Genomic DNA, 18,106 nt, shown 5'->3' on the forward strand with positions numbered 1-18,106 from the left:
GACCGGGGCGCCTGCGCCCCATATTGCAGACCACCATGACCACCTCATCCATCCCCTCCGCCTCCAGCACCCCTGTCATCACCGAGCTGCGCGTGGTGCCCGTGGCGGGCCACGACAGCATGCTCATGAACCTGAGCGGCGCGCACGGCCCCTTTTTCACGCGCAACCTGATCATCCTGCGCGACAGCGCGGGCAACACCGGGGTGGGCGAGGTGCCCGGCGGCGAGAAGATCCGCCAGACCATCGAAGATGCGCGCGCCCTCATCGTGGGCCAGCCCATCGGCCGCCACAACGCCGTGCTCAACGCCATGCGGGCCCAGTTCGCCGACCGCGATGCGGGCGGGCGCGGCCTGCAGACCTTCGACCTGCGCATCACCATCCACGCCGTGACGGCGGTGGAGTCGGCCTTCCTGGACCTGCTGGGCCAGCACCTGAACGTGCCCGTGGCGGCGCTGCTGGGCGAGGGCGTGCAGCGCGAGGCGGTGCAGATGCTGGGCTACCTGTTCTATGTGGGTGATCGCGAAAAGACCGATCTGCCTTACCGCACCGAGCCGGGTGCCGACAACGGCTGGTTCCGCCTGCGCAACGAGAAGGCCATGACGGCCGAGGGCATCGTGCGCCTGGCCGAGGCCGCATACGAGCGTTATGGTTTCGCCGACTTCAAGCTCAAGGGCGGCGTGCTGCGCGGCGAGGAAGAGGTCGAGGCGATTCGCGCGCTGCACGAGCGCTTTCCCGAAGCGCGCGTGACGCTGGACCCCAATGGCGGGTGGCTGCTGAAGGACGCCATCCGCATCACGCGCGACCTGCACGGCGTGATGGCCTATGCCGAAGACCCCTGCGGCGCCGAAGGCGTGTTCTCGGGCCGCGAGGTGATGGCCGAGTTCCGCCGCGCCACCGGCCTGCCCACTGCCACCAACATGGTGGCCACCGACTGGCGCGAAATGGCGCACAGCCTGGCCCTGCAGTCGGTGGACATTCCGCTGGCCGACCCGCATTTCTGGACCATGGCCGGATCGGTGCGCGTGGCCCAGATGTGCCAGGCCTTCGGCCTGACCTGGGGCTCGCATTCCAACAACCACTTCGACGTGTCGTTGGCCATGTTCACCCACGTGGCCGCCGCCGCCCCCGGCCGCGTCACCGCCATCGACACGCACTGGATCTGGCAGGACGGCGAATGCCTGACCAAGGAGCCGTTCCAGATCAAGGGTGGCTTCATCGATCTGCCCCACAAGCCCGGCCTGGGCGTGGAGCTGGACATGGACGCCGTGGAACGGGCCCACCAGCTGTACCTGCAGCACGGCCTGGGCGCGCGCGACGACGCCATCGCCATGCAGTACCTGATCCCGGGGTGGCAGTTCAACAACAAATCGCCTTGCATGGTGCGGTGAGCGGCTGACGCGGGCTTTTTGAACCAGGCGGCCCGACGCGACTCCTGCTCGGGTTGCGGGCCGCGCGTCGTCGCTCAATGACCAGCGCGGCGCCTCTGCAGCCTGGCCACCAGCGCCGCGCCCAGCGAGCACAGCGCGAGATACACCAGCGCAACGAAAAGGTACACCTCGACAATGGTGCCGTCGCGCTGCGCCACCTTGGTGGCCGCACCCAGGAAGTCGTTGAGGCTGATGACGTAGACCAGGGACGTGTCCATCAGCAGCCCAATCGATTGGCTCACCAGCGATGGCATCATGTTGCGGAACGCCTGGGGCAACACGATCAGGCGCAGCGCGGTGAACTGGCCCATGCCAAGGGCGGTGGCGGCCTGCATCTGCCCCTTGGGCACGCTGCCCAGCCCGCCGCGGATGATCTCGCCGAAGTACGCGGCCTCTGCGAGCACGAATGCCGTCAGGGCTGCGTAGACAGGGCCCACGTCCAGGTTGGGATTGCCCGTGATGGTGCGCAGCACATAGGGTACGAGGAAGTACACCCAGAAGATCGTCAGGATCAGCGGAATGGAGCGAAAGGTATCGGTGTAGATCCGCGCAAGCCATGCCAGCCATGGCGGACCGAACAGCCGAGCGATGGCCAGACCAGTGCCCAGCAGGATTCCCAGCACCATGCCCACGGCTGTGAGCATGGCGGTGGTGTACATGCCATCAAGCAGGTAGGGCCAGGCGCGGTCCAGTGCGTTCCAGTTGAAATGGTCCATGGCTCAAGCCCCGCCCATTCCTGGAATGCGCAGGCGGCGCTCGATGTGGCGCATGAACATCACCACGCACCAGGTGATCGCCATGTAGATCAACGTCGCGGCGATGAAGGCCTCGAAGGGCTGGGCGCTGAACTCGCTGAATTGCCGTGAGCGGCCCGTCAGCTCCAGCAAGCCGATGGTCAAGGCCACCGCAGAGTTCTTGAACACGTTCATGAAATCCGATGTCAGCGGAGCGACCACGATGCGCAGGGCCTGCGGCAGGATGACGAACCGGTAGGAATCCACCATGCCAAAGCCCATCGCCTTGGCCGCATGCTTTTGCCCCCTGGGTACGGCCTCGATGCCCGCCCGCACCAGCTCTGCGGCTTTGGCTGCGGTGAAGAGGCTGAGGGCCAGCAGCATGGTGAGAAATTGACTGAGAGTCGGGGGCGCTTGCTTGATTGCCATGCCAATCGCCTGCGGGAGCAGCTCGGGCACCACATAGAACCAGAGGAACACCTGCACCAGCAGGGGCACATTGCGAAAGCAGTGCACGAACACCGCCGCTGGCCATCGAAGTGCACGATGCGGCAAAGTGCGAGCGATGCCGATGAACAGTGCCAGCGCCAGTGCCAGCACCCATGACAGCAGGGACAACAACAGCGTCCAGCCCAGCCCGCTTGCCAGCAGGTGCCAATAGACCCCCTCGCCGGTGACGGACGGCTTGAAATAGACGAGGAAGTCCCAGCTGTAGTTCACGGTTTACAGGGCCTTGTCCGAAGGGTTCTGGTACAGCTCCTGGATGGCGGGCTGCATGGGCATCTGCATGTTGAAGCCGTTGCGCACGTTCAGTGGCTTGGTGAAGTACTTGTCGTACAGCGCATTCATCTCTCCGCTTTTCATCATGCCCACGATCACCTCGTCCACCAGCTTCTTGAACTGGGCATCGCCCTTGCGCAGCATGCAGCCATAGGCCTCGCGTTCCAGTGGCTCGCCTACGACCTTCCATCGCGATGGATTGCGGGCGCGTGCTGCGCTGGAGAACAGCCCGGTATCGTCGGCGACAAACGCCTCTGCGCGCCCCGACTCCACGCTCATGGAGCCTTCGTTGATGTCCGGCGCCATGATGATGTTGATGTTCAGCTTCTCCCGCTCGTTGAGCTGCCTCAGCAATCGTTCGGTCGTGGTGCCCGCGCCCACAACCACGTTCTTGCCGGCAAGCCCCTTCCAGTCGTTGATCGGCGAGTCCGCCCGCGCCATGATGCGTGCACCCACGGCGAAATAGGTGACGGAGAAGTTGACCTGGTTCTCGCGCTCCAGGTTGTGCGTTGTCGAGCTGCACTCCAGGTCCACCGTCTGGTTGGCGACCAGGGGGATGCGTGTCTGTGGCGTGACCTCCATGTTGCGGATCTTGAGGTCACTGCGCCCAACCGCTTGCTTGGCCTTGTCGGCGACCTTCAGCGCGATCTCCCAGGCGAAGCCTGCCTGCTTGTTGCTGTCGTCCAGGTAGTTGAAGGGGACCGAGGCGCCGCGTGTGGCCAAGGTGATCTGCCCGGTGTCCTGGATCTTCTTGAGCGTACCGGTGAGTTCCTGCGCCTGCACGCCACCCATCAGCGCGAACAAGACCGCGCTGGCCACCATTGCCCGGGAAATCCCAACTGCTTTCATATCAACCGCCTTTTCTGATCACGACACACCACATGAAAGGACGGGGCCAGGAAGCTGGCCCGCCCAACGAAATCTTCGCCTGCAATAACGAGGCCAGTTCTAGCCCTGGCTGGCATTGAAGCGCTCGAACGCGCGAGCCAGATCACTGCGGATGCTCTCCACATCCTCCAGCCCGACAGACACGCGGATGAGCGGCTGGCGAACGGGTGGAAAGGCGCGGCCGTCCTGCAACTCCGCCGGGTAGTAGGCGATGAGGCTGTGTACGCTGCCCCAGCTCGCGCCGATGGACAGGGTCTCCAAGTCCGAGAAGAACGCCTGGTAGGCCGCAAAGGGCGCAGGCTTGAGCACCAGCGAGAACACACCGCCGCTACCGCTGAAATACTTGCGCCACAGCGCATGCGACGGCGACGACTCCAGCGCGGGATGCAGCACCTGCTGCACTTCATCCCGGGCCTCCAGCCAACGGGCGATGTCCAGCGCCGCCGCCGACTGGTGCGCCATGCGCACTGCCAGGGTTTCCAATCCGCGCTCCACCAGAAAGCAGTCGTCAGCGCTGCTGGCCAGCCCCATGTACGACTGCAGGTGGCGTACGCGCTTGTAGAGCTCCCGGTCGTTCGTGCTGATGGAGCCCATCAGCAGGTCGGAGTGGCCGCCCATGTACTTGGTGCACGCATGGATGCACAGGTCCACCCCGAGGGCCAGGGGCTGGAAGTACAGCGGGCTGCTCCAGGTGTTGTCGATGGCAGTGAGCACGCCGTGCTTCCTGGCTTGCTCGACCAGAGGCGCCACATCCTGCACCTCCATCGTGATGCTGCCCGGGGATTCAAGCCACAGCAATCGCGTGGTCGGGCGGATGAGCTTGCCCAGGCTTTCACCATCGATACTGGGGTTGTAGCGCTCGACCTGGACGCCCAACTGCGCCATCTGCTCCATCGCGAAGGTCTGGGCCGGGCCATACGAGGAGTCCGAGATCAGCAGGTGGTCGCCGGACTTGAGCAGCGTCATCATCACGAGAGCAATGGCTGCCTGGCCCGATGGCACCACTACGCAATGCGAGCCCTTGTCCATCTTGGCAATCCGGCGCTCCAGTTGACGGTGTGAGGGCGTGCCCGTGGTGCCGTAGCTGAATCCATCGGGCAGGCGGCTGCCCCGCGTGATGAAGTCGTCGAGCGAGTCGAACTTGACGGTGGAAGCGCGCAGGACTGCGGGCACGAGACTGGAAAACGCTTGCGTCATTTTTATACCTGGTTGGTCGTGAATCCTCGCGATTCACACGGCTGTCACAGGTAATCAGTCTAGAACTGCGGCCGTCCAGCGCACGCACAGCAATCTTTGATGCTATAAATTGCGGTTATATGCTGATGCGGGAAATAGAGATCTTCAGGACCGTCATGCAGACGGGTTCGGCAAGCAAGGCAGCGCGCCTGCTCAACGTCACCCAGCCCGCTGTGAGCCAGTCGCTGCGCAGGTTGGAGGAGTACGCCGGCATTCCCCTGTTCCAGCGCCTTCGAGGCAAGCTCCATCCCACACAGGAGGCGGCAGCATTGCTCAACGAGGTGAATCGCTGTTTTGTGGGGCTGGACGCCATCGAACACCGCCTGCGCAGCCTGCGCCAGTTTGGCGTGGGACGCATCCGCATTGCATGCTTGCCAGGTCTGGGCATCGGGTTTCTGCCTCGGGTGCTCAAAAGCATGGACCTGAGCGAGCGCAAGATGACCGTCTCCCTGCAGATCGTGGGCTCGCGCCAGGTCCGCGAGCGCCTGATCGCGTCCGAGTCGGACATCGGCCTGATGGCCGACGAGGTCACTCTGGCCGGGCTTGAGCATTCGGTCTTTGCGCGGTATGAGGGGGTGGTAGCGCTGCCAATGGGGCACCCTTTGGCGAGCAAATCGGTGCTTCACCCGCGAGACCTGGCAAGGTATCCGCTCATCGCGCTCAACCCGGAGGATGCAGCCAGCCAGCGGCTCGACGGCATTTTTCAGGACCACGGCGTGCGCCCGGACATCATCGTGGAGACTCCCTACACCATCTCCATCTGCGAAATGGTGCGCCAAGGGCTGGGCGTTGGTATCGTCAATGCCGTGACGGCCTATGACTATCTGGGCAGGGACGTGGTGCTCAGGCGATTTTCCGAGCGGCTGGAGTACCACTGCATTCTGGCCATGCCCTCTGGCCAGCCATTGACCAGCTTCGCGCAGCAGTTGCTTTCCGCCATGCGCGTGCGGCTCGAAGCGGACCTGACCGAGTTGCGGACCGCATTGGCTTGACGTGAACGGGTTGGGTCCGGTTGTGTGCCGAGCGAAACAAGTTGGGCTGGATTCCGTCGACGGACTGCCATCGAGTCGGGAATATTCGCCGCCGACAGGCATCCTCTTACAATTGGCAAACCCATGAAGCTTCTCCACGCTCGCCTGCGCCTCGCGATAGTCATCCTTGCATGGCTTGCGCAAGCGTTGCTGCCAGTGGTTCATGCGGTGGGGATGTCCGCGCCGAAAGCAGCCGGCTCCGTTTGGTGCGGCGAGCGGTCCTCGCAGGCTGCTGCGATTGCGATGCTGCCACCCGAAGTCCGTCAAGCGCTGTCTGACGAGGGTGCGCCCGCTGACCACCTTGAGAACTGCATGCTGCTGTGCGGGCTCGGCGCCATGCCAGGCACTCCCGTCAACGCGTCGACTACCGTCGTTCTTCGAGCAGCGGGACTTGAGCCGCCTGCCGCGCCTCTTGTCCGCCCAATCTCACGGGCCCAAGCTCCAACTCCTCCTGCCCAGGCGCCCCCGGCGCTCGGTTGATTCGCTACCCGTGTCCCACTTCGGGACCCAATCTGCCTGCTCGCCCCGGTTTGAACGGTGGTGTGCGGCAGCACAGCCATTCAATCCAGGAGAATTTCCATGCTTCGAAGCTCGTGCGCCATGGCGGCCGCACTCACCACCATTCCATGGGCGGCGGCCCATGCCCAATCAACGCCAACGGCCGTCTTGCCTTCCGTAGAGGTATCTGCGGAAAGAGAGGGCGACCAGTCGCGCAAGCAGGTCGAGGCCGAGCGCGCAGTCACCCCCGGCGCCGTCTCCGTGGTGGAAGGCGAGGCACTGCGGCTGCGCAATGTAACCAGCCTGACCGACATGCTGCGCTACACGCCAGGTGTCTGGGCGGCCAGCGGATCGACCGGTGACTCCACCTTCCTTTCCGTCCGTGGATCGAACCTGGATGCGACCAACTACGACGGGAATGGCGTGAAACTGCTGATGGACGGCCTCCCTGTGACGTCAGCCGACGGCAGCAATCACAACCGCGATGTAGACCCGCTTTCGATGCGCCGAGCCATCGTCGCCAGGGGCGCCAATGCGCTGACCTATGGCGCGAGTACTTTGGGTGGCGCCATCAATTTCATCTCGCCTACCGCGCGCGATGGCGCCCCCTGGGAGGTGATGGTCAACGGCGGCAGCCATGGCCAGAGACAGGGGCGCTTCACTGTGGGCGCCGTGGCTGGCGCATTCGACGCGCTCGTGACTGCCGAAGCCAAGCGGCTGGACGGATTCCGGGACCACCAGCGCCAGGAACGTCAGGCTGTGTACGCGAATGGTGGCCTTCAAATCAACGACGCACTGAGCACGCGTTTTTATGTCTCCAGCATCGACAACGACCAGCAGTTGCCGGGAGCGCTGACACGCGCGCAGTTCAACGCGAATCCGCGCGCAGCGGAGGCAGCGGCCGTGGCCGGCAACTACCGGCTCAACGTGCAAAGCACACGCATCGCGAATCGCACCGTGTGGGATATCGATGCCGACAGCAGCCTCGTCGCCGGCATCTCGTTCGAAGAGCAAAAGCTCTACCACCCCATTGTCTATTCACCACCGTTCTTCTCGTTGCTGATCAACACCACGCTCAGGAACGTGGGCTCCACCGTGCGCTATGAGCGCCGCGTGGGAAATCACGATTTCCTGGCCGGTTTGAACTACGGGCGAACGAGCGTTAAAGGTGGCAACTTCAGCTATGTGACCGGTGGCAGCGAGACCATCAACACGGGCGTGGACAACAGCGCAGACAACGCTGAATGGTTTCTGGTGGACCGCTGGAAGTTTGCGCCCTTGTGGACTGCCGTCTATGGTGCGCAAGTCGTCTCGGGCAACCGGGAGATCCGCAACACGAACCTGGCCACCAGCACGTTGCGCAATCCACAGTCCGACTACAACAGCGTCAATCCTCGCGTCGGCCTGATTCGGGAGTTGACGCCGACGTCGCAATTGTTTGCGAACCTGAGCCGTCTGTATGAAGCTCCGACACTGTACGAACTCGACGACGACGTCCGTGGCAACAACGCCACCTTGAGCGCAATGCGTGGCGCGGTACTGGAGGTTGGAACGCGAGGCTCGCACAACATCGAGCGGCACCGCATTCACTGGGACACCGCGCTGTACTACGGCAGGCTGAATGGCGAAATCCTCTCGCGCGACGATCCAAAGGCCCCGGGCACAAGCCTTTCCACCAACGTCGGCAAGACGATTCACGCGGGTATCGAAGCACTGGTCGGCGCCAGTGTTGCAGTCGACGGCGCGGGACACCACCGGATCGAGCCGCTGGTGAATCTCACGCTCAACCAGTTCAAGTTCCAGAACGACCCCACGTACGGCAACAACCGGCTGCCTGCCGCTCCGCGCTACGCCATCAAAGGCGAAGTGCTTTACCGCCACGTGAGCGGCTTCTTCGCAGGTCCGACGTTCGATTTCGTCGGCCGGCGCTTCGCAGACTTCTCCAACACATACGCTGTTGACCGCTACACGCTCTGGGGCCTGCGCGCCGGCTATTCGACAAAGCAATGGGAGGTCTACGGTGAGATGCGAAACGCTGGCGACAAGAAGTATGTCTCCTTCTTCAGTGTGCGTGACATCGCCGCAGCGAACTCGGCCATCCTGACGCCTGGCGAGCCACGCTCGCTGTATGTCGGGGCGCGGGTCAAATTCTGAGGTTCTGTCTGCTGAAGCGCTCGCCGAGAACCTTGGCGAGCGCATGGCGCAAACCACCATTGGACGATGACATGCAGCAGAACGCGAGCCCCTCTCTCCCCACCCCGCCCACCTTGCAGCCAGCAACTTCCGAATCGGCCCTGTACCGCCGTGTCTGGCGATGGCACTTCTACGCAGGCCTTGTCTGCCTTCCTTTCCTGGCGCTCCTGGCGATAACGGGCGCACTCTACCTGTACAAGGAGCCGATTGAATCGGTTCTGTACGCCAAGCTCAGAGCGGTCGACGACACCTCCGGCGCATCGCTGGATGCCCAGGCCCTGATCGCCAACGCGTTGAAAGCGCAGCCAGGCCAGCCCGTGCGATTCAACGGGCCTGCTGCGCCGGGCCGGAGTGCCGAAGTCGGAATCAGAGTGCCCGGTGGCGGCACCGTGGGCATCTACCTGGACCCTGTGAGTGGGCGGGTCCTCGGTCAGCTTCCCGACAGCCAACGCCTGTCGGAAGTCGTCAAGGGCTTGCACTCGCTCATGATCGTGGGCAGGTGGGCGAACTACTGGGTCGAGATTGTGGCGGGGTGGGCGATCGTGCTTGTGGTTTCCGGTGTATTCCTGTGGTGGCCACGCGGCCGCAAAGGTGGCGTGTACAGCCTTCGAGGCCACTCATCCCAAAGACTCTGGTGGCGAGATCTCCATGCGTTGACCGGCACGGTTGCCGCCGCAGCCATCTTGTTCCTGTCGGTCACGGGCATGCCATGGTCGGCATACTGGGGCCAGCATTTCGGACGCATCACCAGCGAACTCGGAATCGGACTTCCTCGGTATCTCTTTGGCCCAGGTCCCTCCTCGTCTGTGCCGCTGGCCAGCGTGGGCACGAGCGTGCCATGGATGCTCTCCCAAGCACCTACGCCGCTTTCCACTCCGCCTGCCCAGGACCACTCCCAGCATGCCGGGCATGCCAGCGTACAAGCGCCATTGGATTCCGACGATCAGCATGCATCCTCCATAGGTGTCAACCGGGCACTGCAGATCTTTGAAGGATTGGGCTTGCCGCCGGGTACTCCCGTCAGCCTGCCCAGCGGGCCGCAAGGAACCTACGCCGCAATGCGCTTTCCCGATGACGTGCGAGATCAGCGCGTGGTCCATCTGGACCGCTACAGCGGCAAGGTACTTTCCGACGTCGGCTATCGCAACTACGGTCCTGCCGGTCGCGCCATCGAGTGGGGTGTCAACATTCACACAGGCCTGCAGTTCGGATGGATCAACCGCCTGGTCATGCTTGCGGCGTGTGTGTCCATCGTCGTGCTGGCGGTGTCGGCGGTAGTGATGTGGTGGAAACGCCGTCCCAAAGGCCGACTGGCTGCCCCTCCGCGCCGTGCGGCGGATCGTGCCGCGGTCGGAGCAATCCTTGTCGCCGCAATTCTTGGCGCGATCTACCCGCTCCTGGGTGCTTCCATGCTTTTCGCACTGCTCGTCGATGCAGCGCTGCCAACGCGCTTGCGCCAGCAGTTTCGGCTCTAGGGCCTGGACAAGACGATTTTTTGAAAGGATCCATCATGAAATCCATCATTCACCTTGCGCTTGCCGCAACCGCATTTTGGGCTGCAGGTGCGCATGCCCAGGTCACTGTCAAGGATGCGTGGGTGCGGGCTACGGTGCCGCAGCAGCAGGCGACAGGCGCGTTCATGTCGCTCCTTGCGGCGAAGGACAGCAAGCTGGTGGCGGCCAGTTCAACGATCACCCCCCTTGTCGAGGTGCATGAAATGGCCATGGACAAGGATGTGATGAAGATGCGCCAGGTGCCCTCCATCGACTTGCCTGCGGGCAAGGCGGTGGAGCTCAAGCCTGGGGGCTACCACGTGATGTTGCTGGACCTCAAGCAACAGGTGAAGGAAGGAGATACCGTACCGTTGACCTTGGTGTTCCAGAGCAAGGATGGAACCCGTGAGTCTGTTCACGTGAAAGCGCAGGTTCGTCCGCTCAAATCCAGCGGCGCGCCAGCAAGTCACGGTGCGCACGGCGCTCACAAGCACTGAGGTCACGCGCTGAATCTGCCGCAGGCGAGTCGCCATTTTCGGGGTTCCGTCCGCCCCCAAGCGGCAGTGCAGTCTCCGCCACCACATCCAAGGCACTTCATGGTGCTGGCGATCAAGTTGCCGCACTGCCGGGCGGGCGGCTTCTTTTGGAAATGCGCCAAACCGTTGCTGAAAGCGAGGCGTTGGGGAAAGCCTACAGGTCAATGGACCGCAAACGCGAACAGATACTCCCAACTGATGCTGGTGGTGCGTGGATCGTTCGCCACCGGCACGCGGCGGATGGCCAGCAGTTGATTGGTACCGGCCGCTGGCGTGATGGTGGCTATGCCATCCGCACCCGTGTTGACCGCGGCGCCCTTCTCCCCGAGTGACAGCCGGATGCCGCCAATGGGCTTGCCATCGAACAGCACGCGCACGCGCATGGGCTTGCCGGCGTGGGGCGTGTCCGCCTCCAGCGCCACGATCTCGAACTGCTGGCCCAGCGGCTGCTTGGCGATCACGCCCCACTGGATGATGGTCTTGTGGTACTTGAGCGCATGCACGCCGCTGGTGGCGCCAGGGTTCTCGGTCATCGGCTTGTTGATCATCTGGCCGCCCTCGACCTTGCTGAAGAAGCCGTTGTCGAAATGCGCGGCCAGCATCGCGGCCTGGCGCTCAGGTTTCACGCGCACGCCATCGGGCTTGGGCTCGATGGTGACGTCGATCTTGCGGCCGCGCCGGTCGAAGGCCTGCACGCTCTTGAGCTTGTCGGCGGGGTAGGTCTCCAGTTGGCCCTCGTGACCGCCGAATTGCACGAGGTAGCCCCCGGCGGCATCGGGCTCCAGCCAGACGTTGTGGGCCTGGGCGGAGCCCAGGGTCAGGGTCAGTGCGGCGGCGCCCACCAGGCGGGCCAGTCGTTGTGAGGTCATCAGGGTCTCCAAAGGGTCAGAACTGCAGCTTGGCGCCGATCTTGAAGGTGCGCGGTGCACCCGGGGCGAACACCTGCGTGCCGCCGATCACCGATGCGGAAGTGGCGTAGGCCTTGTCGCTGACGTTCATCACGGCGGCATAGACCTCGTAGCGGCTGGTCGCCTTGTAGGCCACGCTCAGGTCCACGGTGGCATAGCCGCCGTAGCCCACGCTGTTGTCGGCGTTCACCGCATAGGCGCCCACGCGGCGCCAGGTGGCCGTGGTGGACCAGTCCGCCACAGGGCGCCATGTGGCGTTGACCGTGGCCATATAGCGCGGCACGCCGGCCACCTGCTTGCCGATGAGGGCGGGGTTGCCGTTCTCGGCCACGCGCGAATGCGCGCTGCCGTAGGTGAGGGACAGGTCCACGTCGCGGTGCGCGGCCCACAGGGCGCTGGCCTCCACGCCGCTGCGGCGCGTGGCGCCGTAGTTCTCGTATACCCCGGGGACTACGGTGCGGATCTCGTCGCTGGAGGTCAGGCGGTAGGCCGCCACATCCAGCACCAGCCCCTGCATGGGCTTGAACTGTGCGCCTACCTCGGTCTGGCGGAAGACGTTCGGGTCCAGCGTCGCCGCGCCCAGCGCGTACTTGGCGAAGGTGCTGGGCAGGGCGAAGCCCTCGGCCCAGCTGGCGCGCAGCTGCACGCCGGGCGCCACGTCGGAACGCACGCCGAGCTTGGGGCTTGCGTGCGACATGGTGTTCAGTGGGCCGCAGGGATCAGTAGCGGTCTCGGCGCCATCGCGCGCGCAGTTGCCGGTGAAGCGGTCCCAGCGCAGGCCAGCCGATGGCTTGAACAATGCATGGATCGGCGCCTCGATCTCGCCGAAGGCCGATACGCTGTTGAGCTTGGAGGTACGGTCGTTGATGGCGGGCGCCAGGCGAGCCCGGTTGTCCAGGCCATCGTAGTACTGGTACTGGGTGGACTCACGGAAGGTCTCCATACCGGCGACCCAGTTGAGTGGCGTACCGCCCATGGCGGTACGCCCGTTCAGGCTGGTGCCTGCGCCATAGACCTTGCGGTCATACGTCTCTTCGCGCTGGCGCCAGGTGGTCGCATTCACCGGACGGCTGAACCAGCGGGTGAAGTCCTGCTGCGTGGTGTAGGCAAAGGTGAGCAGCTTCACGCTGGGAGAAAGCGCGTAGTTCACGTCCGCCCGCAGCGTGGCGAAGTGCTTGTTGGCGCCGTCGTTCATGGCGCGCGGGTCTTTGCCATACGGGTCGCGGGCGAACTGCGCGGCCGTGACATAGCCGGGCGATTCACCATCGGCCTCATGCCAGCGGCCCGACAGGGCGACATCCAGATCGGCGCTGATGCGCTTGGTCCAGCGGCCCGCCAGCGTGGAGCGGTGGAAGTCCGACTGCGCGCGAAAGCCCTCGGTGCGGTAGTGCTGGGCGGCCAGGCTGAGGTACTCGCCATCACCGAGCTTCACACCCAGGGCCCCCTGCAGGTCCACCGTGCTGTTCGATCCCAGGCTGGCATCCACTTCCTTGTATTCGCCGCGCTTGCGTGTTTCCACGGCCATCAGGCCTGCGCGGTTGAAGTTGCCGTACAGCGCCGACACGGGGCCCTTGTAGAGGGTGAAGCGCTCGATCTCCAGCGGCACGATGACGTTGAGGTCCACATACCCGTCGGCATGGGACATGGCCTCGTTGAGCGGAATGCCGTCGAGCACCACGCCCACATCGCCGCCATGCCCGCCGCCGCCAAAGCCGCGCATCACGATGGTGTCGGCCACGCCCGAGAGCTGGTAGTTCTGCACGTTCATGCCCGGTACATGGCGCAGCAGCTCGGTCGGCTGGCTCACGTGCTTCTCGGCAATTTCGTCGCTCTCGAAACTGGTGCTGGAATAGGCCGACGCCGCACCCTGCAGCGCCTGGCCTTTGATCTCGATGGCAGAAAGGGTGGGCGGCGACTCCTGTGCGGAGACGCTGGTGGCGCCCAGCGCGAGTGCGATGGCCAGGGGCGATGGATGCAGGCGAGGGCGGTGGGTCATTTGAATTGTATGAAGTATGTGAAATTTGTCTTACAAAGGGGCGCAAGCCAAGTCCTGGTTGTGCAGATGCGCTGCGCAGCGGGGTATCAGTGCCTGTGCCGGGCAGGCTTGCCGGCCTTGCCGTAGGGAAGGTGCTGGTGTGCGGGCGACTGCCCGGCCTCGGCCATCACCAGATTCAACTGCCCATGGTGCACGCCGCGCTCTGCCATCAGGGTGTCGGCAAAGCGGCGCACGGCGCTGGCCGGGCCTTTGAGCAGCACGGTCTCGATGCAGTGTTCGTGGTCCAGGTGCGCATGGGTGCTGGCAATGGTCAGCTCGTGGTGATCGTGCTGGTGGCCGGCCAGCCGCTCGGAGAGTTCGCGCTCGTGGTGGTTGTAGACATACGAGAGGTTGGCCACGCAGGGCCCGTCCTGGTCCTGCGTCTCGCGCAGCCGCGCCAGGTGCACGCGCAGGATGTCGCGCACCGCTTCGCTGCGGTTGCCGTAGCCGCGATCGGCGATCAGGTGATCGAACTCGTGCGCGAGCTGGTCGTCGAGGGAGATGGTGAAGCGTTCCATGGAAAGAGAAAGGCCGCAGTGCGCCCCCATTGGCACGCTGCGGTCCCGAGTATGAGGAAACGCAATTTGATCTTAAATACGCCAGATGGCGTATCGGTGTCTGTTCACCCCAGCGCCGTGTCCAGCAGCATCATGATCACGAAGCCCAGCATCAGCCCGCACGTGGCGTAGGCCTCGTGCCCTTTGCGGTGCGATTCGGGGATGATTTCGTGGCTGATCACGAACAGCATGGCACCGGCCGCCACCGCCAGGCCCCAGGGCAGCAGGCTGGCCGACAGGCCGATGACCAGCACGCCGAACACGGCGGCCAGGGGCTCCACCAGCCCCGACAGCACGCCCAGCCCGGCCGAGAGCACGCGCCCGTAGCCCACGCTGCGCAGGGCCAGTGCCACCACCATGCCCTCGGGCACGTCCTGGATGGAGATGCCGGTGGCCAGCGCCTGCGCGCCCAGCGCATCGGGCCCGGCAAAGGCCACGCCGATGGCCAGGCCCTCGGGCAGGTTGTGCAGGCTGATGGCCAGCACGAACAGCCACACGCGCTTCATCGCCCGGGCCTGGGGTCCTTCGAGCCCCTTGACGAAATGCTCGTGTGGCACGGCCCGGTCGATGGCCAGCAGCAGCGCCGCGCCCACCAGGATGCCCATGCCCACGATGCCGCCCGCGCCCCAGCCGCCGGCACCCTGCGCCTTGGCCGCGTTCAGCGCGGGTATCACCAGCGAGAAGGAGCTGGCCGCGAGCATGACGCCCGCGCCAAAGCCCAGCATGGAGTCGTACGCACGCTGCGAGAACTGCTGCGACAGCAGCACCGGCACGGTACCCAGGGCCGTGGCCAGCGCCGCCATGGTGCCGCCCAGCAGGGCACCCTGCATGCGCGGGTCGCTGGCCGCCAGGCTGTGCCAGGCCGCGTGCAGCAGGATGAGCGCGCCTGCCGCCACGATGGCAAAACCCAGCATCTGTCGCCATCGCAGCGGGCCCGCCCGGGAGGTGTCAGTGAACGGTGCGGGGGTGTCGAGCTTGTTCATGGCGGTGTCCTGTCAAAGAGGGCGGGATATTCCTGGGCGTGCGCGCGCAACCCGCGCCCCTGCAAGGCACACGGGCGCGGGTTGCTGTGGCACTGCCTGGGTCAGGCGAAGGCGCTGCTCAGGTTGATATTGCCGTTGACGCCGGACGGGAAGAAGCCGCCGCGGTTCGCTGCCTCTTTGGTCAGGTAGACGATGTTGAGCACGTCGTCCGGCGTGCGGCTGTAGGCGATGCCGTTCTCGTCCAGCGGCACGATGTTGGACATGTCGGCCGAGCCCGTGATGCCCTGGTCCTGCGACTTGCTGTTGTCCAGCGAATCACGCGCCTTGGCGATGGAGTCGGCCGAGCTGCGCAGCGAGGGCGTGGCCAGGCCCTTGGAGTACAGCACCGTGCGCACCAGCCCGGCGTGGTAGGCCTCTGCGGCCAGGATGCCGGCGGCGGCCTCCAGGTAGGTCTTGTTCTCGATCAGCGGCGCGGCGCCCTTGTAGGCAGTGACACCCACGTCCTCGAAGATGAAGGCGCCGAGCAAAAAGGCCTCGTCGCTGGCATAGGGGTCGAACGCCTGGCCCGGCCCCACCAGGCCGGCCGCCCGCGCCGCCACCGAGAACGCGCCGTTGGGGTCGGTGCCGCCGATGTCGATGGCCGGCTGCGCCACCGCGGCCGAGCCCAGCGCCGCACGCAGAAAGCGCACATGGTCCTGCTCATCCTTGGCGATCTCGCGGGCGTACTGGGCCACCACCGGGTCCTTGAAGGCCACGGCGCGCCCGCCCGTCACGGCGCCCTGGGTGCCCGCGCCGCCCAGCATGGCGGCAGGCAGGCCGGTGCCGAACACGGCGTACTGGTAGAACTGTGATTCGAGGTATTCGAGGTTCAGCGCGAAGTTGAGGATCTCCACGTCGGTCGGCTTGAAGGCCTGGGCAATGGCATCGCCACCACCGCCGCCACAGGCGGTCAGCACGGCACCGCCGGCCATGCCGAGCGCGAAGCCGCCGCTCTTGCGAAAGAAGTGCCGACGGTCCGCGCGCTTGTCCGCGCGTTGCTGCAAGACGTCGATGATGTTCGAGGAATCAGACATGAAGCTTCTCCTGAAGACTGCGCAAACAGGGACAAAATGCCCTTTGCAGACCAGCCGGTGCCATTGGGATTCGAGGGCGTGCCCTCCGTGTGAGATCACCCATCCCGGGCGGCCCGTGCGGTGCTTGTATGTGGTCTCCCTTTGAGTACGAAGCCGGATGCGCGCTGGTTTGTAGGAGAAGATGCCGTCCGGGTTTTGTCCCGCATCCCTACAATGGCCTGTACGCCACCTGGTCGTGAGGCTGGGTGGTGGAGACAGCGCCGCCGCATTGGCGGCACAGCGCCATTCCATGGAATTTCTTGCCTATCTGAAGCGGCTTGCTGCAGACCCGTTGTTTCTCCGGGTCTGCACCGTGCTGTGGTGCGTGCCCATCATCGCCATGGGTGTTGGCGCTGCCATCGCATGGCATCCAGACGGCCCGGGCGAATGGCTGGGGTTTGCGTGCCTGGAACTGTTTTGCTGGTTCACGGCCTATCCCATGTCCATTGCGCTGTTCGGCAGTGACCGCAAGCTCTTTGAAACCAATGGGCTTCTGGCAGATGGAGGTGAGTTGCCCGGGATGGCCCTGGCCGTCTTCGTGATGCTCCTGGCGCTTCCCATTGCCGTTTGCTTGCGGGCGATGTTTGGCGGCAAGCGCTGAGGCTGCCCAACAGCATTCGTTCATTGTCAGCACCATCCGCAGCCGCGCCTGGCCTGGCTACAAGTCCACGACGGCGCCCGCGTCGGTCGTCATTTGCCATGTGCATGGTCAGCGCACGGTGCGCAGCCGTTTAGGGCCTGCTAACACTGATTTCGCGACCCCGAAATTCGTGTTGACAGGCGCTAGTTCCGTCCCGCCATCACGCCGCCGTCCACGTCCCAGACCGCACCGGTCACCCAGGCGGCCTTGTCCGAGAGCAGGAAGGCGATCACCTCGGCCACGTCCTCGGGCGCGCCCACGCGGCCGATGGGGTGGAAGCCGTTGAAGCCCTGCAGCGCGCTGTGCACCTCGGCCTTGGGGATGAAGCCTTCATAGATGGGGGTCTGCACCACGGCGGGCGATACGGCATTCACGCGGATACCCTTGGGCGCCAGCTCCATCGCCAGGTGCTGGGTCAGCGAGTGCAGACCTGCCTTGGCCATGGAGTAGGCCGACGACGGCGTGGCTGCAATCGCCTGGCGCGCCCACATGGAGCCGATGTTGACGATGGCGCCAGCGCGCCCCCGCGCCACCATGGCGGCGGCCACCTTCTGGGTGATGAAGAAGAAGGCCTTGTTCAGCTGCATGTACTGGTCGTAGTCCGCATCCTGGTGCTCCAGGAAGGGCTTGGGGAAGAACACGCCGGCTGCGTTGACCAGCAGGTCGATGTCGCCGTGCTGCTCGCCGAGCACCTTCAGCAAGCGGGCCAGGCCCTCGGCGCTGGTGAGGTCGGCGGTCAATGCCGTGGCCGGGCCCACGGCCGCGAGTTCGGCGCGTGCCTGCCCGGCCTTGTCTTCGCGGTGGCCGACGATGACCACGCTGGCGCCTTGGGCCAGCACGGTGCGGGCCGTCTGCAGGCCCATGCCGCTGGTGCCGCCGACGACCAGGAGCTTGCGGCCCTGGAAGGCCTTGTGCTGGATGGATGGTTGATTCATGCTGAAATCTTTCTGTGGGGAGTAAAAGAAGATCTGTTCGATGGAGCGTGATTGTTCCGGCCGCTGCATCTGGCGGCAAACGGGATAAAGTGTCGCGACCAGAAAGAAAAACTATCCCAA

Annotated in this window: 16 protein-coding genes; 6 read left to right on the top strand and 10 right to left on the bottom strand. The window is 64.7% G+C overall.

What is annotated here, in order from left to right; genetic code table 11:
- The first annotated feature begins 35 nt into the window (after positions 1-35).
- Positions 36-1,388, top strand: coding sequence for a glucarate dehydratase (gene gudD / locus AC07X5_RS11245; RefSeq protein WP_494770215.1), 1,353 nt, complete (start codon positions 36-38; stop codon positions 1,386-1,388).
- 74 nt (positions 1,389-1,462) lie between these two features.
- Here the strand turns inward: gudD and AC07X5_RS11250 are convergent, their stop codons facing one another.
- The 4 genes from AC07X5_RS11250 to AC07X5_RS11265 all read right to left on the bottom strand — a co-directional run bounded on the left by AC07X5_RS11250 (position 1,463) and on the right by AC07X5_RS11265 (position 5,026).
- Entirely contained in the window at positions 1,463-2,143 is a 681-nt protein-coding gene (locus tag AC07X5_RS11250) for an amino acid ABC transporter permease (RefSeq protein ID WP_494770216.1), read from the bottom strand.
- A gap of 3 nt (positions 2,144-2,146) precedes the next feature.
- Entirely contained in the window at positions 2,147-2,881 is a 735-nt protein-coding gene (locus tag AC07X5_RS11255) for an amino acid ABC transporter permease (protein WP_494770217.1), read from the bottom strand.
- A gap of 3 nt (positions 2,882-2,884) precedes the next feature.
- The gene (locus AC07X5_RS11260; protein WP_409962219.1) at positions 2,885-3,790 is read right to left on the bottom strand and encodes a transporter substrate-binding domain-containing protein; all 906 of its coding nucleotides are present in this window, start codon (positions 3,788-3,790) and stop codon (positions 2,885-2,887) included.
- 99 nt (positions 3,791-3,889) lie between these two features.
- Positions 3,890-5,026 carry a trans-sulfuration enzyme family protein gene (locus tag AC07X5_RS11265; protein WP_494770218.1) on the bottom strand — a complete coding sequence of 379 codons (1,137 nt, stop codon included), beginning with the start codon at positions 5,024-5,026 and terminating at the stop codon, positions 3,890-3,892.
- A gap of 119 nt (positions 5,027-5,145) precedes the next feature.
- Here AC07X5_RS11265 and AC07X5_RS11270 point away from each other — a divergent pair, with 119 nt between their 5' ends.
- The 4 genes from AC07X5_RS11270 to AC07X5_RS11285 all read left to right on the top strand — a co-directional run bounded on the left by AC07X5_RS11270 (position 5,146) and on the right by AC07X5_RS11285 (position 10,777).
- Positions 5,146-6,057 carry a LysR substrate-binding domain-containing protein gene (locus AC07X5_RS11270; RefSeq protein WP_494770219.1) on the top strand — a complete coding sequence of 304 codons (912 nt, stop codon included), beginning with the start codon at positions 5,146-5,148 and terminating at the stop codon, positions 6,055-6,057.
- Positions 6,058-6,696: 639 nt separating this feature from the next.
- On the top strand, positions 6,697-8,748 hold the full coding sequence (locus AC07X5_RS11275) for a TonB-dependent receptor family protein (RefSeq protein WP_494770220.1): 2,052 nt from the start codon (positions 6,697-6,699) through the stop codon (positions 8,746-8,748).
- 71 nt (positions 8,749-8,819) lie between these two features.
- Positions 8,820-10,262 (top strand): PepSY-associated TM helix domain-containing protein, encoded by a 1,443-nt coding sequence (locus tag AC07X5_RS11280; RefSeq protein WP_494770221.1) that lies wholly within the window; start codon positions 8,820-8,822, stop codon positions 10,260-10,262.
- A gap of 35 nt (positions 10,263-10,297) precedes the next feature.
- Complete coding sequence (locus tag AC07X5_RS11285) at positions 10,298-10,777, top strand: copper chaperone PCu(A)C (protein ID WP_409958525.1); 480 nt, start codon at positions 10,298-10,300, stop codon at positions 10,775-10,777.
- Between the two features lie 200 nt (positions 10,778-10,977).
- Here AC07X5_RS11285 and AC07X5_RS11290 read toward each other — a convergent pair whose 3' ends face one another.
- The 5 genes from AC07X5_RS11290 to AC07X5_RS11310 all read right to left on the bottom strand — a co-directional run bounded on the left by AC07X5_RS11290 (position 10,978) and on the right by AC07X5_RS11310 (position 16,372).
- A complete protein-coding gene (locus AC07X5_RS11290; protein WP_494770222.1) occupies positions 10,978-11,685 on the bottom strand; it encodes a DUF4198 domain-containing protein in 708 nt (235 codons plus the stop codon).
- A 16-nt stretch (positions 11,686-11,701) separates the two neighbouring features.
- Complete coding sequence (locus AC07X5_RS11295; RefSeq protein WP_494770223.1) at positions 11,702-13,720, bottom strand: TonB-dependent receptor; 2,019 nt, start codon at positions 13,718-13,720, stop codon at positions 11,702-11,704.
- 86 nt (positions 13,721-13,806) lie between these two features.
- Positions 13,807-14,277 (bottom strand): nickel-responsive transcriptional regulator NikR, encoded by a 471-nt coding sequence (gene nikR / locus AC07X5_RS11300; protein ID WP_494770224.1) that lies wholly within the window; start codon positions 14,275-14,277, stop codon positions 13,807-13,809.
- Positions 14,278-14,381: 104 nt separating this feature from the next.
- Positions 14,382-15,230 (bottom strand): ZIP family metal transporter, encoded by an 849-nt coding sequence (locus AC07X5_RS11305; RefSeq protein WP_494770431.1) that lies wholly within the window; start codon positions 15,228-15,230, stop codon positions 14,382-14,384.
- Positions 15,231-15,400: 170 nt separating this feature from the next.
- On the bottom strand, positions 15,401-16,372 hold the full coding sequence (locus AC07X5_RS11310) for a ferritin-like domain-containing protein (protein WP_409958533.1): 972 nt from the start codon (positions 16,370-16,372) through the stop codon (positions 15,401-15,403).
- Between the two features lie 289 nt (positions 16,373-16,661).
- Between AC07X5_RS11310 and AC07X5_RS11315 the strand changes: the two genes are divergently transcribed.
- Entirely contained in the window at positions 16,662-17,012 is a 351-nt protein-coding gene (locus AC07X5_RS11315; protein ID WP_494770225.1) for a hypothetical protein, read from the top strand.
- A 182-nt stretch (positions 17,013-17,194) separates the two neighbouring features.
- Here AC07X5_RS11315 and AC07X5_RS11320 read toward each other — a convergent pair whose 3' ends face one another.
- Positions 17,195-17,986 carry an SDR family NAD(P)-dependent oxidoreductase gene (locus AC07X5_RS11320; protein ID WP_494770226.1) on the bottom strand — a complete coding sequence of 264 codons (792 nt, stop codon included), beginning with the start codon at positions 17,984-17,986 and terminating at the stop codon, positions 17,195-17,197.
- Positions 17,987-18,106: the final 120 nt, after the last annotated feature.

The organism is Acidovorax sp. GW458-11-26-14-TSB4, from assembly GCF_059423865.1.

Bases quoted from the DNA above. Each gene is read 5' to 3' on its own strand.
- AC07X5_RS11305 (WP_494770431.1), bottom strand. From the start codon at position 15,230: ATGCTGGGTTTTGCCATCGTGGCGGCAGGCGCGCTCATCCTGCTGCAC.
- AC07X5_RS11315 (WP_494770225.1), top strand. From the start codon at position 16,662: ATGGAATTTCTTGCCTATCTGAAGCGGCTTGCTGCAGACCCGTTGTTT.
- AC07X5_RS11320 (WP_494770226.1), bottom strand. From the start codon at position 17,986: ATGAATCAACCATCCATCCAGCACAAGGCCTTCCAGGGCCGCAAGCTC.
- AC07X5_RS11265 (WP_494770218.1), bottom strand. From the start codon at position 5,026: ATGACGCAAGCGTTTTCCAGTCTCGTGCCCGCAGTCCTGCGCGCTTCC.
- AC07X5_RS11290 (WP_494770222.1), bottom strand. From the start codon at position 11,685: ATGACCTCACAACGACTGGCCCGCCTGGTGGGCGCCGCCGCACTGACC.
- AC07X5_RS11310 (WP_409958533.1), bottom strand. From the start codon at position 16,372: ATGTCTGATTCCTCGAACATCATCGACGTCTTGCAGCAACGCGCGGAC.
- gudD (WP_494770215.1), top strand. From the start codon at position 36: ATGACCACCTCATCCATCCCCTCCGCCTCCAGCACCCCTGTCATCACC.
- AC07X5_RS11280 (WP_494770221.1), top strand. From the start codon at position 8,820: ATGCAGCAGAACGCGAGCCCCTCTCTCCCCACCCCGCCCACCTTGCAG.
- AC07X5_RS11270 (WP_494770219.1), top strand. From the start codon at position 5,146: ATGCTGATGCGGGAAATAGAGATCTTCAGGACCGTCATGCAGACGGGT.
- AC07X5_RS11260 (WP_409962219.1), bottom strand. From the start codon at position 3,790: ATGAAAGCAGTTGGGATTTCCCGGGCAATGGTGGCCAGCGCGGTCTTG.
- nikR (WP_494770224.1), bottom strand. From the start codon at position 14,277: ATGGAACGCTTCACCATCTCCCTCGACGACCAGCTCGCGCACGAGTTC.
- AC07X5_RS11275 (WP_494770220.1), top strand. From the start codon at position 6,697: ATGGCGGCCGCACTCACCACCATTCCATGGGCGGCGGCCCATGCCCAA.
- AC07X5_RS11250 (WP_494770216.1), bottom strand. From the start codon at position 2,143: ATGGACCATTTCAACTGGAACGCACTGGACCGCGCCTGGCCCTACCTG.
- AC07X5_RS11295 (WP_494770223.1), bottom strand. From the start codon at position 13,720: ATGACCCACCGCCCTCGCCTGCATCCATCGCCCCTGGCCATCGCACTC.
- AC07X5_RS11285 (WP_409958525.1), top strand. From the start codon at position 10,298: ATGAAATCCATCATTCACCTTGCGCTTGCCGCAACCGCATTTTGGGCT.